General features: G+C 63.6%; 15 protein-coding genes. 9 read left to right on the forward strand and 6 right to left on the reverse strand.

All coding sequences use genetic code 11. From position 1 onward, the window contains the following. Positions 1 to 8: 8 nt before the first annotated feature. A complete protein-coding gene (alkB, locus tag IVA74_RS28610) occupies positions 9 to 662 on the forward strand; it encodes a DNA oxidative demethylase AlkB (RefSeq protein ID WP_247349807.1) in 654 nt (217 codons plus the stop codon). A 128-nt stretch (positions 663 to 790) separates the two neighbouring features. Here the strand turns inward: alkB and IVA74_RS28615 are convergent, their stop codons facing one another. From IVA74_RS28615 to hpaH, 6 genes are all read right to left on the reverse strand, one after another. Further along, positions 791 to 2416 carry a thiamine pyrophosphate-dependent enzyme gene (locus tag IVA74_RS28615; RefSeq protein ID WP_247349808.1) on the reverse strand — a complete coding sequence of 542 codons (1626 nt, stop codon included), beginning with the start codon at positions 2414 to 2416 and terminating at the stop codon, positions 791 to 793. 25 nt (positions 2417 to 2441) lie between these two features. Then, positions 2442 to 3311 (reverse strand): fumarylacetoacetate hydrolase family protein, encoded by an 870-nt coding sequence (locus IVA74_RS28620; protein ID WP_247349809.1) that lies wholly within the window; start codon positions 3309 to 3311, stop codon positions 2442 to 2444. 3 nt (positions 3312 to 3314) lie between these two features. Next, on the reverse strand, positions 3315 to 4298 hold the full coding sequence (gene hpaD / locus IVA74_RS28625; RefSeq protein ID WP_247349810.1) for a 3,4-dihydroxyphenylacetate 2,3-dioxygenase: 984 nt from the start codon (positions 4296 to 4298) through the stop codon (positions 3315 to 3317). Positions 4299 to 4364: 66 nt separating this feature from the next. Then, positions 4365 to 5903 carry a 5-carboxymethyl-2-hydroxymuconate semialdehyde dehydrogenase gene (gene hpaE / locus IVA74_RS28630; RefSeq protein ID WP_247349811.1) on the reverse strand — a complete coding sequence of 513 codons (1539 nt, stop codon included), beginning with the start codon at positions 5901 to 5903 and terminating at the stop codon, positions 4365 to 4367. Next, positions 5896 to 6294: a 5-carboxymethyl-2-hydroxymuconate Delta-isomerase gene (locus tag IVA74_RS28635; protein ID WP_247349812.1), complete on the reverse strand. Its 399-nt coding sequence runs from the start codon at positions 6292 to 6294 to the stop codon at positions 5896 to 5898. Before IVA74_RS28635 ends, hpaE begins: the two co-directional genes overlap by 8 nt. 30 nt (positions 6295 to 6324) lie before the next feature. Further along, positions 6325 to 7131, reverse strand: coding sequence for a 2-oxo-hept-4-ene-1,7-dioate hydratase (gene hpaH / locus IVA74_RS28640; RefSeq protein ID WP_247349813.1), 807 nt, complete (start codon positions 7129 to 7131; stop codon positions 6325 to 6327). Between the two features lie 111 nt (positions 7132 to 7242). Here hpaH and hpaR point away from each other — a divergent pair, with 111 nt between their 5' ends. The 8 genes from hpaR (at position 7243) to IVA74_RS28680 (ending at position 16415) form a co-directional block, all read left to right on the forward strand. Then, positions 7243 to 7761: a homoprotocatechuate degradation operon regulator HpaR gene (hpaR, locus tag IVA74_RS28645; protein ID WP_247350244.1), complete on the forward strand. Its 519-nt coding sequence runs from the start codon at positions 7243 to 7245 to the stop codon at positions 7759 to 7761. A 290-nt stretch (positions 7762 to 8051) separates the two neighbouring features. Next, a complete protein-coding gene (locus IVA74_RS28650; protein WP_247349814.1) occupies positions 8052 to 9194 on the forward strand; it encodes an ABC transporter substrate-binding protein in 1143 nt (380 codons plus the stop codon). A gap of 84 nt (positions 9195 to 9278) precedes the next feature. Further along, a complete protein-coding gene (locus IVA74_RS28655) occupies positions 9279 to 10151 on the forward strand; it encodes a branched-chain amino acid ABC transporter permease (RefSeq protein WP_247349815.1) in 873 nt (290 codons plus the stop codon). Next, positions 10148 to 11926: a branched-chain amino acid ABC transporter ATP-binding protein/permease gene (locus tag IVA74_RS28660; protein ID WP_247349817.1), complete on the forward strand. Its 1779-nt coding sequence runs from the start codon at positions 10148 to 10150 to the stop codon at positions 11924 to 11926. The genes IVA74_RS28655 and IVA74_RS28660 overlap by 4 nt, the downstream gene beginning before the upstream one ends. Further along, positions 11926 to 12654 carry an ABC transporter ATP-binding protein gene (locus IVA74_RS28665; RefSeq protein ID WP_148774473.1) on the forward strand — a complete coding sequence of 243 codons (729 nt, stop codon included), beginning with the start codon at positions 11926 to 11928 and terminating at the stop codon, positions 12652 to 12654. The genes IVA74_RS28660 and IVA74_RS28665 overlap by 1 nt, the downstream gene beginning before the upstream one ends. Positions 12655 to 12726: 72 nt before the next feature. Continuing rightward, positions 12727 to 13812: a malate/lactate/ureidoglycolate dehydrogenase gene (locus IVA74_RS28670; RefSeq protein ID WP_247349820.1), complete on the forward strand. Its 1086-nt coding sequence runs from the start codon at positions 12727 to 12729 to the stop codon at positions 13810 to 13812. A 143-nt stretch (positions 13813 to 13955) separates the two neighbouring features. Continuing rightward, on the forward strand, positions 13956 to 14732 hold the full coding sequence (locus IVA74_RS28675; RefSeq protein ID WP_247349821.1) for an aldolase/citrate lyase family protein: 777 nt from the start codon (positions 13956 to 13958) through the stop codon (positions 14730 to 14732). Between the two features lie 159 nt (positions 14733 to 14891). Then, the gene (locus IVA74_RS28680; RefSeq protein WP_247349822.1) at positions 14892 to 16415 is read left to right on the forward strand and encodes an altronate dehydratase family protein; all 1524 of its coding nucleotides are present in this window, start codon (positions 14892 to 14894) and stop codon (positions 16413 to 16415) included. The last annotated feature ends 49 nt before the right edge of the window (positions 16416 to 16464 follow it).

The following is a 16464-nucleotide window of genomic DNA, read 5'->3' on the forward strand; positions in this document are numbered from 1 at the left end:
CACTGCGATTGACGGGTGATCTGTTCGAGACAGTCGCCGAGGCGCAGCCGTCACGCGAGGAGATCGCCGATGGCGCCGTTTTGCTGCGCGGATTCGTCAAGTCGATCGAGAGCGAGCTGATTGCAGCTGTACGCGCGATCGTGGCGCAGTCGCCGTTCCGGCGCATGACCACGCCCGGCGGCTATCAGATGTCGGTGGCCATGACCAATTGCGGCGAGCGCGGCTGGATCACCGATCACACCGGCTATCGTTATGATCCGATTGATCCGCGAACCGGTGCGCAGTGGCCCGCGATGCCGCCCGTGCTCCGCGATCTCGCCCGCCGTGCGGCGGAGCAGGGCAGTTTCAATGACTTCGCGCCCGATGCCTGTCTCGTCAATCGCTACGAACCGGGCACGCGGCTGTCGCTGCACCAGGACAAGGACGAGCTGGACTATTCGGCGCCGATCGTCTCGGTCTCGCTCGGGCTGCCCGCGACCTTCCTGTTCGGCGGCATGGCGCGCAGCGACAAGCCGCGCCGGTTCCGCTTGGTGCATGGCGACGTCGTGGTCTGGGGCGGGCCCAGCAGGCTCGCCTATCACGGCGTGGCGCCGCTGGCCGACGGCGAGCACGCGCTGCTCGGGCGTCAGCGGATCAATCTGACGTTCCGCAGGACGCGCTAATTTATCTCCTCATCCTGAGGAGCGCGCCTCTTCGCGCGCGTCTCGAAGGATAGAGGCCCGAGCTGCGAGACCCGGGCCTCTATGGTTCGAGACGGCGCTCACGCGCCTCCTCACCATGAGGATCGTCATCACGGCTTTGGCGGGTGGATAAACGCCCAGGGGCTGACCTCTGAATCCCGCGTCACTTCCACCGAGATCAGATACGGCCCACTATGGGCGAGCGCCTTTTCGATCGCCGCCTTGAACTGATCCGGCGCGGTCACGCGCGCAGCAGCGACGCCGAACGACTCCGCGAGCTTGACGAAATCCGGATTGACCAGATCGGACGCCACCACGCGGCCGTCAAAACGTTCGCGTTGGTCGCGGCGGACATTGCCGTAAGCGTTGTTGTTGAACACCAGCGTCACCACGCCGATATTGAACTGCACGGCGGTGGCAAGCTCCTGCACGCCGAACATGAAGCCGCCGTCGCCGGTGATCGCCACCACCGGCTTGTCGGGATTGGCGACCTTGGCGCCGAGCGCAGTGGGGAAGCCCGAGCCGAGCGTGCCCTGGTAGCCTGAGGTGATGAAGGTGCGCGGCTCGTAGATTGGAAAGCCGTACCAGGAGGCGAAGCCGAACTGTGACAGTTCGTCTGTCACAATCGCGTTCGCCGGCAGCACCTCGCGCAGGATGTTGAGATAGGCCATCTGCGGCTGGATGCGCTGGATTTCCTGTTGCGCGGTCGCAGTCGCCTCGCGGATCGCGGCGCGGCGGCCGGCGGTCTTGCTGTAGCCCGTCTTGCTGACGGCGGCAGCAAGATCGGCGGTCGCGGCTTTGGCGTCGGCGACGATGGCCGTGTCCGGGATGAAGCGCCGCATCTCGACGGGATCGATGTCGATGCGGATACTCTTCAGGCCATCGGGACGGAACGGCCAGCGCGACATGGTCGGCAGCTCCAGCCGCGAGCCGATGCCGATCATCAAATCGGTGTTCGGCCACAGCTTGTAGGCCGCGGCCATGGTGAGGCCGAGCTCATGCGCGTTGGAGACGATGCCGCGGCCGCTGCGGAAGGCGACGACGGGCGCATCGATCACCTCGGCGAGTTCAAGGATCTCTTCGCGCGCTTCGATCGCGCCGCTGCCGACGAAGATCATCGGCGCTTTACTGGACTTGATCAGTGCGGCAGCCTGCTTGATCATGTCAGGATCAGCGAGCGGCGCCGGCAGCGGCTCCAGCACCTGTGCTGCAGCCGTGTCCGCACGCTGAGTAAAGATGTCCCAGGGCATCTCGACGGAGGCGGGGCCACGCCGTCCGGACGTCATCTCCTGGAAGGCGCGCGCGACGGTGGTCGGCGCGTTGCCGGGATATTCGATCCGGTCCGCCCACTTCACGTAGGTGCGCAGCGTCGCGAGCTGGTCCGGCATCTCGTGCAGATGCCCGCGGCCCTTGCCCAAAAATTGCGTAGGGACCTGGCCGGTGACGCACAGCACCGGCTCGTTGCAGCCGAACGCCGTGAGCAGCGCCGCGCTGGCGTTGAGCACGCCGGGGCCGGGCACCACGCTGAACACGCCGGGCCTGCCGCTGGAGCGCGCATAGCCGAACGCCATGTAGCCGCAGGCCTGCTCGTGCCGCGCTCCGATCACCTTGAGCTGGGCCTGGTGGAAGGCGTCGAACAGGCCGTAGACCTGAGCGCCGGGCAGGCCGAACACGGTGTCGACGCCATGGGCGACAAGGCCGCTTACGATCGCTTCGCCGCCGGTGAGGGTGGTCATTGCACTATTCCATTTCGATTATTGTTCAGGCTTCGTCGACGACGCCATTTCGCAAGCTGCCGATGCCCTCGGCTTCGATCTCGACGACATCGCCGGGCTTCAAATAGCGCGGCGGATCGAACCGCGCACCGGCGCCGGTCGGCGTGCCCGTCACGATGATGTCACCGGGAACGAGGGTTGCGAAGGTCGAGATATAGCTGATGAGGTAGCGGAACGGAAACATCAGCCTGCTGGTGCGGTCGTCTTGCCTCAGCTCGCCATTGACATGCGTGGTGAGGCGGATGTCGGCGATCTGCGATTCCTGCGTGTAGGGCACCAGCCACGGGCCGAGGCTGCCGCTGGAATCGAAGTTCTTGCCCTGCGTGACGTTGAACTTGGCATGGCGCAGCCAGTCGCGCACCGAGCCTTCGTTGCAGAGCGTGAGCGCGGCGATGTGATCGGGCGCGGAACTTTCGGGGATGTGCCGGCCGGCTTTGCCGATCACCAGCACGATCTCGCCCTCGTAGTCGAGCTGCGCTGAGGCGCGCGGGCGCACCAGCGGCGTGTCATGGCCCACGAACGAGCGCGGCGAGCGCATGAACATGCTCGGATATTTCGGCGCGTCCTGGCCGTCCTTGTACTCGGCGTTGCGGTCGGGATAGTTGACGCCGATGCAGATGATCTTTTCCGGCGCGGGCACCGGCGGCAGCCAAATGATGTCACCGAGCGCGTGATCGGGCGTGTGGCACGCGGCTTCTTCGGCGAGGCTCGCGAGCTTTCCTGCCGCGACCACCTCGCGCAGCGTCGGATAGTCTTTTGCGTGGCGCGCGGAGAGATCGACAATGCCGCCGTCGACGACTGCGCCGTAGCGGACAGCACTCTTGACGGAATAGGTGGCGAGGCGAGGGAGGGTCATTGCTTAATCCGCCACCAGCACGTCGGCCACGAATTTTGGCTCGCGCACGGCCTGCCCGGCGAACGGCGAACCCTGCTCGAACCAGGAGCGCGGGGCCGGCGCGCCCCACAGCGTCTGCCGGCGCGGATCGCGCAGCGACCAGCGCAGCGGCTCGTGGTCGTGATCGCCGGTGAAGTAGTCGCTGGTGTAGAGTTCGAGACGGTGTCCATCGGGGTCGCGGACGTAGAGGAAGAACGCATTCGAGATGCCGTGGCGGCCGGGACCGCGCTCGATGTTGTTCACGAAGCCTTGCGAGGCCATGACATCGCAGAGATGGATGATGTTCATCGCCGTTGGCGTCCAGTAGGCGAAGTGGTGCAACCGCGGGCCCTTGCCGTTGGTGATCGCAAAATCGTGGACATTGCCCTTGCGATGCATCCAGGCAGCCGCAATGCGCCCGCTCGGTCCGTCTTCCTCGGCGTATTCGGTCAGGCGGAAGCCGAGTCGGGCATAGAATTCGACGGTGTCCTGCACTTCGGCTGCGAACACGTTGAAATGGTCGAGCCGCTGCGGATGGCATCCCCTGTAGAGGTCGTAGCGGCGGAGCAGATGTGGCCGGCGGTCCATCGAGGCATACAGCTCGATCTGGAAGCCGAAGGGATCGGTGAATTGCAGCGTGCGGCCCTGGAACGGCTGATCGACGAAGGCATAGCCAAGGCCGTTCTCGGACAGGAACTTTGCGGCCTTGTCCAGATCCCCGTCATTGCCGACTTTGAAACCGAGCCGGTTGCAGGCGGGCACTGCCGCCTTGCGCAGCACCAACGAGTGATGCTGATGCTCTTCCGAACCGCGCAGATACACGACCTTGTCGTCGGCGTCCTCGACATGCAGGCCGACGGTGGTCTCGTAGAACGCGCTGCTGAGCTTCAGATCGGTCACATCGAGGACGACGTGACTCGAACGGATGATGTTGAACGGCGGCTCGAAGATATGTTGCGGCACGGGCATTTCGTTTCCCCTCTCTAGATCCCGTCATTCCCCGTTCGCGCTCCGCGCGCCTGGGAATCGCGAGCGTTAGATTCCCAGCTTTTGAATCTTGTGTGTGCCCCGCGCCAGCGAGACGTGCTTGGTTTCCATGTAGAAGTCGAACGAGTAATCGCCGCCGTCGCGGCCGATGCCCGAGGCCTTCATGCCGCCGAACGGCGTCGGCAGATGCCGGACGTTTTCCGAGTTGAGCCAGATCATGCCGGCTTCGAGTGCATCAGCGACGCGCAGCGCCCGGCCGACGTCGTTGGTCCAGACATAGCCGGTCAGGCCATAGCGGATGTCGTTGGCGATCTCGATCGCGTCTGCTTCGTCCTTGAAGGGCAGCACGGTCAGGAAGGGGCCGAACACCTCTTCCTGCGCCACTCGCATCTTGCCATGCGCGCCGGTCACCAGTGTCGGCTCGACATAATGTCCGCCGCCCGGGCCGTCATAGGTCTTGCCGCCGACGGCAATCGTCGCGCCGTCCTGGCGTGCGACGTCGAAATAGGAGCACACCTTTGCCAAATGCCGCTCATGGATCAGCGGACCGATCTCGGTTGCGGGATCGAGGGGATGACCGACCTTCAAGGCTTTTACGCGCGCGGTCAGCTTCTCGATGAATTTTTCGGCAATGCTGGCCTGGATCAGCAAGCGGCTCGACGAGGTGCAGCGCTCGCCGTTGAGCGAGTAGATCATGAACACGACAGCATCGAGCGCGCGATCGAGATCGGCGTCGTCGAACACGATCACCGGGTTCTTGCCGCCGAGCTCGAAATGCACGCGCTTCAAGGTCGGCGCGCCCTGAATCATGATCGCGGAGCCCGTCGCGCTTTCGCCGACGAAGCCGATCGCCTTGATGGCGGGATGCTCGGTCAGCGCCTTGCCGGCCTCTTCGCCAAAACCGTGCACGGTGTTGAGCACGCCGTCGGGAACGCCGGCTTCCTTGACGAGCTTTGCAAGAACAGCGGCCGTGACCGGCGACCACTCCGCCGGCTTGTGCACGACGGTGCAGCCTGCTGCGAGGGCAGGGGCGATCTTCCAGGTCGAGAGCATGAACGGCGTATTCCACGGCGTGATCACGCCGACCGGGCCGATCGGCACGCGGGTGGAGACGTTCCAATGCTCGTCGCTCGGCGTGTTCTGGCCGTCGCGCGCCTCGCCGCATCTGTCGGCAAAGAAGCGGAAATTTTCGGCGGCGCGGATCGCGGCCTTGGCCATGAAGCGAAAGGCCTGGCCGGTGTCTATGCATTCAAGCACGGCGATGTCGTCGGCATTGTCCTCGATGGCGTCGGCGACGCGATGCAGCAGTTTCTTCCGCATCGCCGGCCCCATGTCGCGCCAGGACTTGAAGGCAAGGGCGGCAGCGGTCGCGGCGCGATTGACATCCTCGGCCTTGCCGCGGGCGACGCTTGCGAGCGTCGCGCCGTCGACCGGCGACTTGGTCTCAAACGTCTCGCCTGATATCGACGGCACGATCTTGCCGTCGATCATGTGGCCGATACCGTCGGCACGCAGCGTCTTCAGCAGCGGCGCGACGCGGTCGCGGTTGGCCTGGAACACATCGGCTTTCGGCGTGGACTTATCCATGGGAGGCCTCCACTTTCAGGGCGTCGTGGATGTTGTTGCGTTTCCAGCTGGTGTCCTTGTCGTTGATCTGCATGTCGAACGACAAAGCGAATTTGCTGGCTGCAAAGACGGGATCGAGGTGTCGGGAGAGCGCTTGGAAAACGTGCTCGCCGGCTGTCTTGCGCGTCTTGAGGTCGCGGCCTTCGCCGATGCGCAGCACCATGTCGAGAAAACCGTAGTCTTGTCGGGCATCGGCGATCGCGTAATGCTCGCACCTGACAGCTCGGACGCGGATGCCGCCGAGCGGGAAGATGCCGGTCTCGACCGCCGCCTTGCGCACGATTTCGCAGACAGCGCCGATGTCGAGGCGGCTGTCGAGATTGGCCGAATATTCGATCGTGAAATGCGGCATCGCGGTTTCACTCCCTGTCTTTTTGTTCGCCTAAGCGAAGTAACAGCTGACCGAGCCGTATGCGCCGTAATCGGCCTGAATTGTGTCGCCCTTGCGGGTCTCGATCGGACGGATGAAGGAGCCGGCGAGCACGACCTGTCCGGGCTCAAGCGCAAGGCCGAGCGGCGCGATCTTGTTGGCGAGCCAGGCGACTGCAGTCGCGGGATGATTGAGCACGCCGGCGGCAAGACCGGTTTCCTCGAGCTGGCCGTTCTTGAAACAGAGCGCGCCGACCCAACGCAAATCGGCGTCAAGCGGGTGGATCGGCCGTCCGCCGAGCACGATGCCGGCATTCGCTGCATTGTCGGCGATGGTGTCGAAGATTTTTCGCGTCGCCTTGGTCTTGGGATCGACGCGCTCGATCCGCGTATCCAGAATCTCCAGCGCCGGCACGACGAAGTCGGTGGCGTTGAGCACGTCGAACAGCGTGCAGTCGGGCCCCGCGAGGCGCTTGCTCATGACGAAGGCGAGCTCGGCTTCCACGCGGGTCGCGATGAAGCGCTCCGTCGGGACGAGGCCACCATCGGCAAAGAACATGTCGTCGAGCAGCACGCCTGAATCCGGCTCGTTGATGTCAAGCGCGCTTTGCATCGCTTTCGAGGTCAGGCCGATCTTGTGTCCCCTGACGATGCGGCCCTCGGCGATCTTGACCTCGATCCACGCCTTCTGAATCGCGTAGGCGTCAGCGATGGTGATGCCGGGAAAGTCCTGCGAGAGTTGCCGGATTTGCGTACGGGTCCTCTCCGCCTGGTGCAGACGGCTCGCGCAAGCTCGGATATCGTCGTTGGAAAGCGCCATTTGTGATCTTGCAAATCGTGGTGCCCGAAGATACTTAACATGTTAAGTGAATGCGTCAAACACAATTTCGGCTTGCTGCAGTGCAAACATTTTGCGGGTTGAAAGGACATCATCTTGAAGAGACCGGCTGATCCAGCGGACGACGGCGCCGCCGCCCCGCGACAGGTGCCGATGCGCGACTTCTCGCGCTCGCTGCCGATGTCGCTGCTGCGGGCACGCGAGGCGGTGATGCGGCAATTCCGTCCCTCGTTGCGTGCGCATGGCCTGACCGAGCAGCAATGGCGCATCCTGCGCGCGCTCGCGGCGATCGATGCCGTCGAGGTCACGGAACTCGCGCGCACGGCGTTCCTGCTCGGACCGAGCCTGTCGCGCATCCTGCGCGATCTCGACGCGCGCAATCTGATCGAGCGCAAGACTGCGAAGGCGGACCAGCGCCGCAGCATGGTCTCGATCTCGGAAAAGGGCGTGAAGCTGATGGCCTCGGTGGCGCCGTCCTCCGAAGCGATCTATGCCGAGATCACGCGACGCTTCGGGGCACGCAAGCTCGCCGAGTTGCAGGAGATGCTCGGACAATTGGAGTTGTGTCTCGCTTCCAGCGACGCGGGTGACGAGATCACTGACAATATGTGACTGCAAATTTGCATGATGACTTGTCTGCTCACGCATGACTGCCATTATTGCTTGTCCCTTGGGCAGGCCGAGCGAAGCGAAATCCGCAAAAAGCCCGTAAAAATCGCTCAGAATAGATAACCATCGCGGGTAGTCATCGCGGGACGAGAGCTCTGCGCACTTGGCCGATGTTGGCGCAATATCAATTTACTCGTATCGGCAGAATTCGTAACTAGCATCCGGCTCTGTATTCAGTAATAGAGCCAAGACAAGAAGGGCCGACAAGGATGCCCGGCCCCAGGGAGGAATGAATGAGACTGACGAGACGCGACTTCGCGACCGGAATTGCTGCCGGCATTGCCGCGCCCTACCTCATCAGAAGCGCAAATGCGCAAGGCGCCACCATCAAGATCGGCATGTGCGCGCCAGTCACGGGACCTGCCGCTGAATCCGGCGGTTACGCCATCAAGGGCGCCAAGCTTGCACTCGAAGCCGTCAACAAGGCCGGCGGCATCCTGGGCAAGCAGGGCGAATTGATCGTCGAGGATGATCAGACCACCAATCCCGGCATCGTGCTCGCCTTCTCCAAGCTCGCCTCTCAACCTGACATCGTCGGGTTCCTCGGTTCGATCCGTTCGACTCAGGTCCATGCGATGGCACCCGACGTCATCAAGCTCGGAAAGCCTGTGATGATCGGCGGCACCGATCCGAAACTCACTCATATGGGCAATCAGTGGCTGTTCCGCTTCCGTCCCAATGACAGTTATTCCGGCCGCGTCATCGCCGAATTCGGCGTCAACACGCTGGGCAAGAAGAAATGGGCCGTGCTGCATTCGACCGACGCGTTCGGCACCGCCGGCGGCAACGCGCTCACGGGTGCGCTCGAGAAGCTTGGCTGCACGACCTTCGATCAGGGCTATGCCAACCAGAGCCAGGACTTTACGCCGGTCGTGCTCGCGATCAAGCAGTCCGGCGCCGACATTCTCGGCTCCTACTTCACCTTCGAGAACGATCTCGGCATCTTCGCCCGCCAGCTTCGTCAGCTCGGCGTGAACATCCCCTGGGTCGGCTCCCCCTCGATCGTCAACATCACTGCTTTGAAGCTCGCAGGTCCCGCGCTCCACAACACCTATGGCGTTGCCGACTACGCGGAAAATTCCAGCGAAGGCTCGAAGGCGTTCGGCAAGATCTACCGCGATTCCGTCAAGGTCGCGCCTGACAACCAGAGCTCCTGGACTTTCGATGCAATCAACGTCTTGTCGGCGGGCATCAACAAGGCCGGCTCGACCGATCCCGGCAAGATTCGCGAAGCCATCCTCGGGATCAAGAAGTTCCCGGGCGCCGAGGGCGAATACAATTTCGACCAGAACGGCGATGGGCTTCACGGCTACAACATCGTGAAGAACGAGAAGGGCGCCATCGTCTTCGACAAGCACATCGAGTTCAACGACTGACGTTCACGCGACCTCCCCGATGATCATCGGGGAGGTCGGAACGTTTTTCGGCGAACGCATCCGACCTCCAACAGAACGCTTGTCATGGATCTCGCCCTACAACTGCTCTTTACCGGGATCGGGATCGGCGCCGTCTACGCGCTTGTCGCGCTCGGCTTCGTGCTGATCTTCCGTGCCACCAATGTGGTGAATTTTGCCCAGGGCGAATTCTCCATGGTTGCGGCCTATCTGATGGTCGTCGCGGTCGAGGCCGGTCTGCCTTATTGGGCGGCCTTCATCGTCGCGCTCCTCGGCATGGCGCTGGTCGGCGTCGTCTTCAATCTCGGCGTCTATTATCCGCTGCGCCACCGTACCTATCTGCCTGTGATCATCGCCACCATCGGCGCCTCGATCCTGCTCGCCAATTCCGTGCTCGCGATCTACGGCCCGCAGCCGCAGGTGCTGGAAGGCTGGTTCGAAACGCCCGGCATCCAGGTCGGCCCGGTCTATCTCGACAGCCAGTATCTCCTGATCATCGGCGTCACCATCTGCCTCGTGATCTTCAATTTCTGGTTCTTCGAGAAGACGCTACTCGGCAAGAAGCTGCAGGCGACCTCGCAGGACAAGGAAATGGCCTCGCTGCTCGGCATTTCCGTCTCCACCATGATCATGATCACCTTCATCTATTCGGCGGTGCTCGGCGGCCTTGCCGGCATCCTCGTCGCGCCCGTGCTGTTCGTCTCGATCCAGATGGGCTCGACGATCGCGCTGAAGGCGTTTGCGGCAACCATCATCGGCGGCTTCGGTGATGTCGCCGGCGCCATCATCGGCGGGCTCGCGCTCGGGGTGATCGAGACGTTTGGCGCAGCCTATATCTCGGTGCCCTACAAGGACGGCTTCGCCTTCCTGGTCCTGATCGCCTTCCTGATCTTCCGGCCGCAGGGCATCTTCGGCGAACGCGTGGCGGAGAAGGCATGAGCGCCCCCAGCGACAACATGCCGATTCCGGCGCCCGCCATTCACTCGAAGCCGCTGCTGATCCGGCACCTGCCGTATTTCATCGGTGCGGCGATCCTGGTCGCGCTCGCGGCCAACATGCGCTTCGACGGATACGTTCACAACATCCTGCTCCAGGCCACCACGTTCGCGATCGCGGTGTTCGGGCTGTCGGTCGTGCTCGGCCTGTGCGGCCAGATCAATCTGGCGCAGGCCGCGTTCTTCGGGCTCGGCGCATATGCGGTCGGCATCGGGACGACGGATCTGCATGTCAGCTTCTGGCTCTGCCTCGTCGGCGGATGCGTGATCTCGCTGCTGGCCGGCGCCTTCCTGGGCATGTCGACCTTGCGGCTTGGCGGGCACTACCTCGCCATGGTGACGATCTCGTTCCAGCAGATCGTCACGCTGGTCATGATCAACGCGATCTGGCTGACGCATGGTCCCGACGGCGTCTCCAACATCGGGCGTCCCGACCTGTTCCAGTCGTCGCAGAGCTATCTCGCCTTCTGCGTCGCGATGCTGGCGATTGTCGGCTATCTCGTCTGGCATCTCTCCGACACCAAGCTCGGGCGCGCCATGCGAGCGGTGCGCGACAACGAGCTTGCGGCCGGCGTCAACGGCATCGACGTCTTCCGCACCAAGATCTACGCGTTCGCGCTCTGCGCCCTTCTCGGCGGGCTTGCGGGCGGTTTGTTCGCCGGCGGCTTCGCCTATGTCAGCCCAGATCAGTTCTCCTTCGCGGAATCGATCGTGTTCCTGACCATGTCGCTGCTCGGCGGCGTGGCCTCGCCGATCGGCTCGGCGATCGGCACCGGTTTGCTCATCCTGATCCCGGAGTGGCTGCGCTTCCTCAAGAGCGTGCCGGGCCTTTATCTCGCGATCTACGGCCTGTTCGTGATCCTGATCATCCGCTTCATGCCCGACGGCATCTGGGGTTTTGTCGCGGATGCCTTCGCGCGCTGGCGCGCCAAGCTCGCGGCGCCTCCGGTAGCAGGTGCCTTGCAGTTGAAGCCGGCGATGACCGGCGGCGATACCGTGCTGGAAGTCACCGGTCTCTCGAAATATTTCGGCGGCCTCAAGGCCGTCGACGGCGTCGACATCGCCGTGAAGCGCGGCGGCGTGCACGCGCTGATCGGGCCGAACGGTTCGGGCAAGACCACCACGCTCAACGTGCTCTCGGGCCTCTATGTGGCCACGGCGGGCAAGATCGTGCTCGACGGCACCGACATCACCAACATGCCGCCGCATCAGCGCACGGCGTCAGGTCTCGGGCGCACGTTCCAGAACATCCGCCTGTTCCGTTCGATGACGGCGCTGGAGAACGTCGAGATCGGCGCAGAGCGGCCCGGCAACACCATGGTCGGGAAGGGCGACGATGCCCTCACCGAGCGCGCGATGGAGGCATTGACCTTCGTCGGCCTCGGCAATCGTGCCAACGAGCTGATATCGAGCTTCTCCTATGGCCATCAGCGCCTGATCGAGATCGCACGTGCACTGGCCTCGAACCCGACGCTCTTGCTGCTCGACGAACCCGCGGCCGGGCTGAACTCGACCGAGAAGCTCGAGCTGCACGAGTTGCTCAAGCGCATCGCCGCCCAGGGGCTGACCATCCTGATCATCGATCACGACATGACGCTGGTCTCGGAAGCAGCCCAGCACATCACCGTGCTCAACTTCGGACGCCGCATCGCGGACGGCGAATCCATGGCCGTGCTGCGTCATCCCGACGTCGTCTCCGCCTATCTCGGGAGCGAATGATGCCGTTGCTCGAAATCCGCAATCTGGTGGTGCGCTACGGCGAGATCGAAGCGCTGCGCGGCGTCACGTGCGCCGTGGAGGAGGGGCAGGTCGTGACCTTGCTCGGGGCCAATGGTGCCGGCAAGTCGACGACGCTGCGCGCGATCTCGGGGCTCGCGAAACCAACTTCGGGCGACATCCTGTACGATGGCAAATCGATCGCAGGCCTCGGCCCGGAAGCCATCGTCCGCATGGGTATCTCGCACGTGCCGGAAGGCCGCCGCGTGTTCCCGGGTCTGACTGTGAAAGAGAACATCATGCTCGGTGCGTCCAATCGCCGAGCAGCGACTTCGGAGATATCGCGCGAGGCGGATGCGATGTTCGATCTGTTTCCGGATATCCGGAAATTCACCAATGCGCTGGGTTGGACGCTGTCCGGCGGCCAGTTGCAGATGGTGGCTGTCGCGCGCGGACTGATGGCCAAGCCGCGGCTGCTGCTGCTGGACGAGCCGTCGCTTGGACTTGCGCCTGTCATCGTGCAGGCCGTGTTCAAGATTATTTCCGAGATCCGGCGCAACACGACAGTCTTGCTCGTCGAACAGAATGCGCGCATGGGGCTGTCGGTGGCTGATTACGGCTACGTTCTCGAGACCGGCCGTATCGTGCTCGGCGGCAAACCCGACGAGCTTTGGGGCAACGAAGCCATCCGTGCCGCCTATCTCGGCGGCCATGCCAAGGTGAGTGCTTAGGGCATGATCCGGAAAAGTCTGCAGCGGTTTTCCGAAAAGATCATGCCCAGACAATAACCGGGAGGTCAATTCATGGTCACGATCCAGGTCCAGAACCTCATCGATTTCGTCGGCGAGGTATTCGGCCACGCGGACTCCTCTCCGGAGGAGGCGAAGCGGATTGCTACCTATCTGACCACGGCCAATCTCACCGGCCATGACAGCCATGGCGTCATCCGCGTGCCCGTCTACATCCGCTGGAAGAAGACGGGCTTTGTGGTCCCGAACCAGAACGCCGAAATCGTGCTCGATACGCCCTCGCTCGCGGTGGTCGACGGCAAGTTCGGCTACGGCCAGACCGTGACTCCGCAGGCGGTCAGGATCGGCATCGAGAAATGCAAGAAGGCGGGGCTCGCCGCGGTCGCGTTGCGCAATGCCGGCCATATCGGCCGCGTCGGCGACTGGGCCGAGATGGCCGCCGCCGAAGGGCTGATCTCGGTGCATTTCGTCAATGCCGCGGGCTCGCTGCTGGTGGCGCCGTTCGGCGGCGTTGAGAAACGGCTCTCCACTGCGCCTTACTGCGTCGGCATCCCGCGCGAGGGCCAGGACCCGATCGTGCTCGATTTTGCGACCTCGGTCGTGGCGGAGGGGAAGGTGCTGGTCGCGAGCCGCGGCGGCAAGAAGCTGCCCAAGGGCGCGCTGGTCGATGCCGACGGCAGCCTCAGCGAGGACCCCGCCGTGCTCTACGGCCCCTATACGCCGGAAGGTCCGCGCGATCACACCAAGGGTACCGGGGCGATCCGCGCCTTCGGCGAGCACAAGGGCTCGGGGCTTGCCTTCATGTGCGAGCTGCTCGGCGGCGCGCTGACCGGAACCGGGGCCACTTCCGGCGGTCGCCGCTTCGCCAACGGCATGCTGGCGTTTTACGTCGATCCGAAAGTGGTCGATACCTCCCATGTCTTCGACGCAGAGGTGTCGCGCTATGCCGAGTTCATCCGTGCCACCAAGCCGGTGGCCGGGGTCGAGCAGGTGCTGATTCCCGGCGATCCCGAGCGGAAAACCCGGGCTGAGCGGACCCGAAACGGCATCCCCTTGCCGGATGACACCTGGGCGGCAATAGTGAACACCGCCCGCGAGGTCGGCGTCAGCGAAGTCAGCATCCAGCGGGCAACCGCATAGGTCTTGCGTCATTGCGAGCGTAGCGCGGCGCCCCGGTTCGCGGTAACAGCAGATTGTGCTGTCGCGACGCTCGTCATGGTGACGAAGGTCCAAATAACACGGTCCAAATAAACACGATCAAAACAACAAAGAAGGAAGGCAACGTGGCGAACAAGGTCAAGGAAATCTGGAAGTCGGGCAAGGCCGTGGTCAACGCGTGGCTGGCGATTCCCTCCGGCTTCTCGGCCGAGATGGTCGCACAATGCGGTTTCGACAGCGTCACCGTCGACATGCAGCACGGCGTGCAGGATTATCTGTCGATGGTGCAGTGCTTCCAGGCGATGGACAAGCATCCGGTCACGCCGATGGTCCGCGTGCCCTGGAACGAGCCCGGCATCATCGGCAAGGTGCTCGACGGCGGCGCCTATGGCGTGATCTGCCCGATGGTCAATACGCCGCAGGAAGCCAGGAACCTCGTTTCCTATGCCAAATATCCGCCGAAGGGCGTGCGCTCCAACGGCCCGATCCGCGCCGGCATGTACGGCACCGCGGGCTCCTATCAGAAGACAGCCAACGACGACATTGTCCTGCTGCCGATGATGGAGACCAGGACCGCGGTCGAGAACATGGAAGCGATCTTCGACGTCGAAGGCATCGATGGTGTCTATATCGGCCCGTCCGATCTCGGCTTCTCCTACGGCCTCGAGCCCAAGCTCGATCGCACCGAGCCGGAGATCCTCGCGATCTATGAGAAGATCATCAAGGAGTGCGGCAAGCGCGGCCTCAACCCGGGCATCCATTGCAGCGGTGCGGAAGGTGCCGCGCGCGCCGTCAACATGGGCTTCAAGCTGGTGACGCTCTCGAACGAGGTCGGCCTGATGACCACCTACGCCAAGATGCAGGTCAACGCGACCCGCAAGGATTCGTCCGGCAAGGCGTGAGCTCTCTGTGTCCCGGACGCGGTGCGGCGCGCAGTGCCGCTCCGCAGAGCCGGGATCCAGTCGCTTGCGAGAGACACGACAAATTGGCCCTGGACGCTGCGCATTGCTTTCGCGCTTCGCAGCGTCCGGGGCACGATAGTTGCGATATAGGAGACTCCCATGACCATCAGCCCCGTCATTCGCCTGCATCCCGATGATGGCGTGCTGATCGCGCGCGCAAGCTTGCCGCCGGGCAAATTGGTGGCCGACGGCGTGACCACGGTCGAGCGGATTCCTTCCGGCCACAAGGTCGCGATCAAGCCGATCGCCGTTGGCGAGCCGGTCATTCGTTACGGCCAGATAATCGGCTTCGCGACCACGCCGATCGCGCCGGGCCAGCATGTGCACGTGCAGAACTGCGGCATGGGCGACTTCGCCAAGGACTATGCCTATTGCGTCGACGTCAAGCCGACGCCGAATTTCGACCTGCCGGCGACCTTCGAAGGCATCCGCCGCCCGGATGGCCGCGTTGCCACGCGCAACTATATCGGCATCCTCACCTCGGTGAATTGCAGCGCGCATGTCGCGAGCCTTGTTGCCGACGTCTTCAAGAAGAATCCGTTCACCGGCGACAATCCGCTGGCCGATTTCCCCAATGTCGACGGCGTGGTCGCGCTGACCCACAAGACCGGCTGCGGCATGACGCAGAACGAGCCGCTGGCGCTGCTCCGCCGCACGCTCGGCGGTTACGCGCGGCATGTGAACTTCTCTCATGTGATCGTGCTCGGCCTCGGCTGCGAGGTGAACCAGATCGGCGGCCTGATGGAAGAGCAGAAGCTCGCCGGCCGCCTGCGCGCGATGGACATCCAGGAGGTCGGCGGCACCCGCAAGACGGTGGAAGCCGGCATCGCCTTTGTGCGCGAGGCACTCGCGGATTCCAACAAGGTCAAGCGCGAGAGCGTCGCCGTGAGTGAATTGACCGTGGCGCTGCAATGCGGCGGCTCGGACGGCTATTCCGGTGTGTCCGCCAACCCGGCGCTGGGTGCGGCCAGCGATCTGATCGTGCGTCACGGCGGCACCGTGATCCTGTCGGAGACGCCGGAGACCTATGGCGCCGAACATCTGCTCACGCGCCGTGCCGTCAGCCGCGAGGTCGGCGAGAAGCTGGTCGATCTTATGCGCTGGTGGGACGAATATACCGAGCGCGAAGGCGCCGAGATGAACGCCAATCCGAGCCCCGGCAACAAGGCCGGCGGCCTCACCACCATCTTGGAGAAGTCGCTCGGCGCGATGGCGAAGGCCGGCACCACCAACCTCGTCGAGGTGCTGCGCTATGCTGAGCCCGTCACCAAAAAGGGTTTCGTGTTCATGGACACGCCCGGCTACGATCCTGTCGCTGCGACCGGGCAGGTGGCAGGCGGCGCCAATCTGGTCTGCTTTACCACGGGCCGCGGCAGTGTGTTCGGCTGCAAGCCGGCGCCCTCGATCAAGCTCGCCACCAACACGCCCATGTACAAGCGCATGGAAGAGGACATGGACGTCAATTGCGGCACCATCCTCGAAGGCGAGGAGAGCGTCCAGCAATGCGGTCAGCGCATCTTCGATCTTATCCTCAAGACGGCGTCGGGCCAGCCGACCAAGAGCGAGAGCTTCGATTTCGGCGGCGCCGAGTTCGCGCCCTGGGTGCTGGGCGCGACGATGTAACGGTCGCCGCGTAGGGCTACGGCGGATACTTTCATAGGCACGGTCTGCC

The sequence above is a fragment of the Bradyrhizobium sp. 132 genome, from assembly GCF_023074185.1.
Lineage (GTDB): Bacteria > Pseudomonadota > Alphaproteobacteria > Rhizobiales > Xanthobacteraceae > Bradyrhizobium.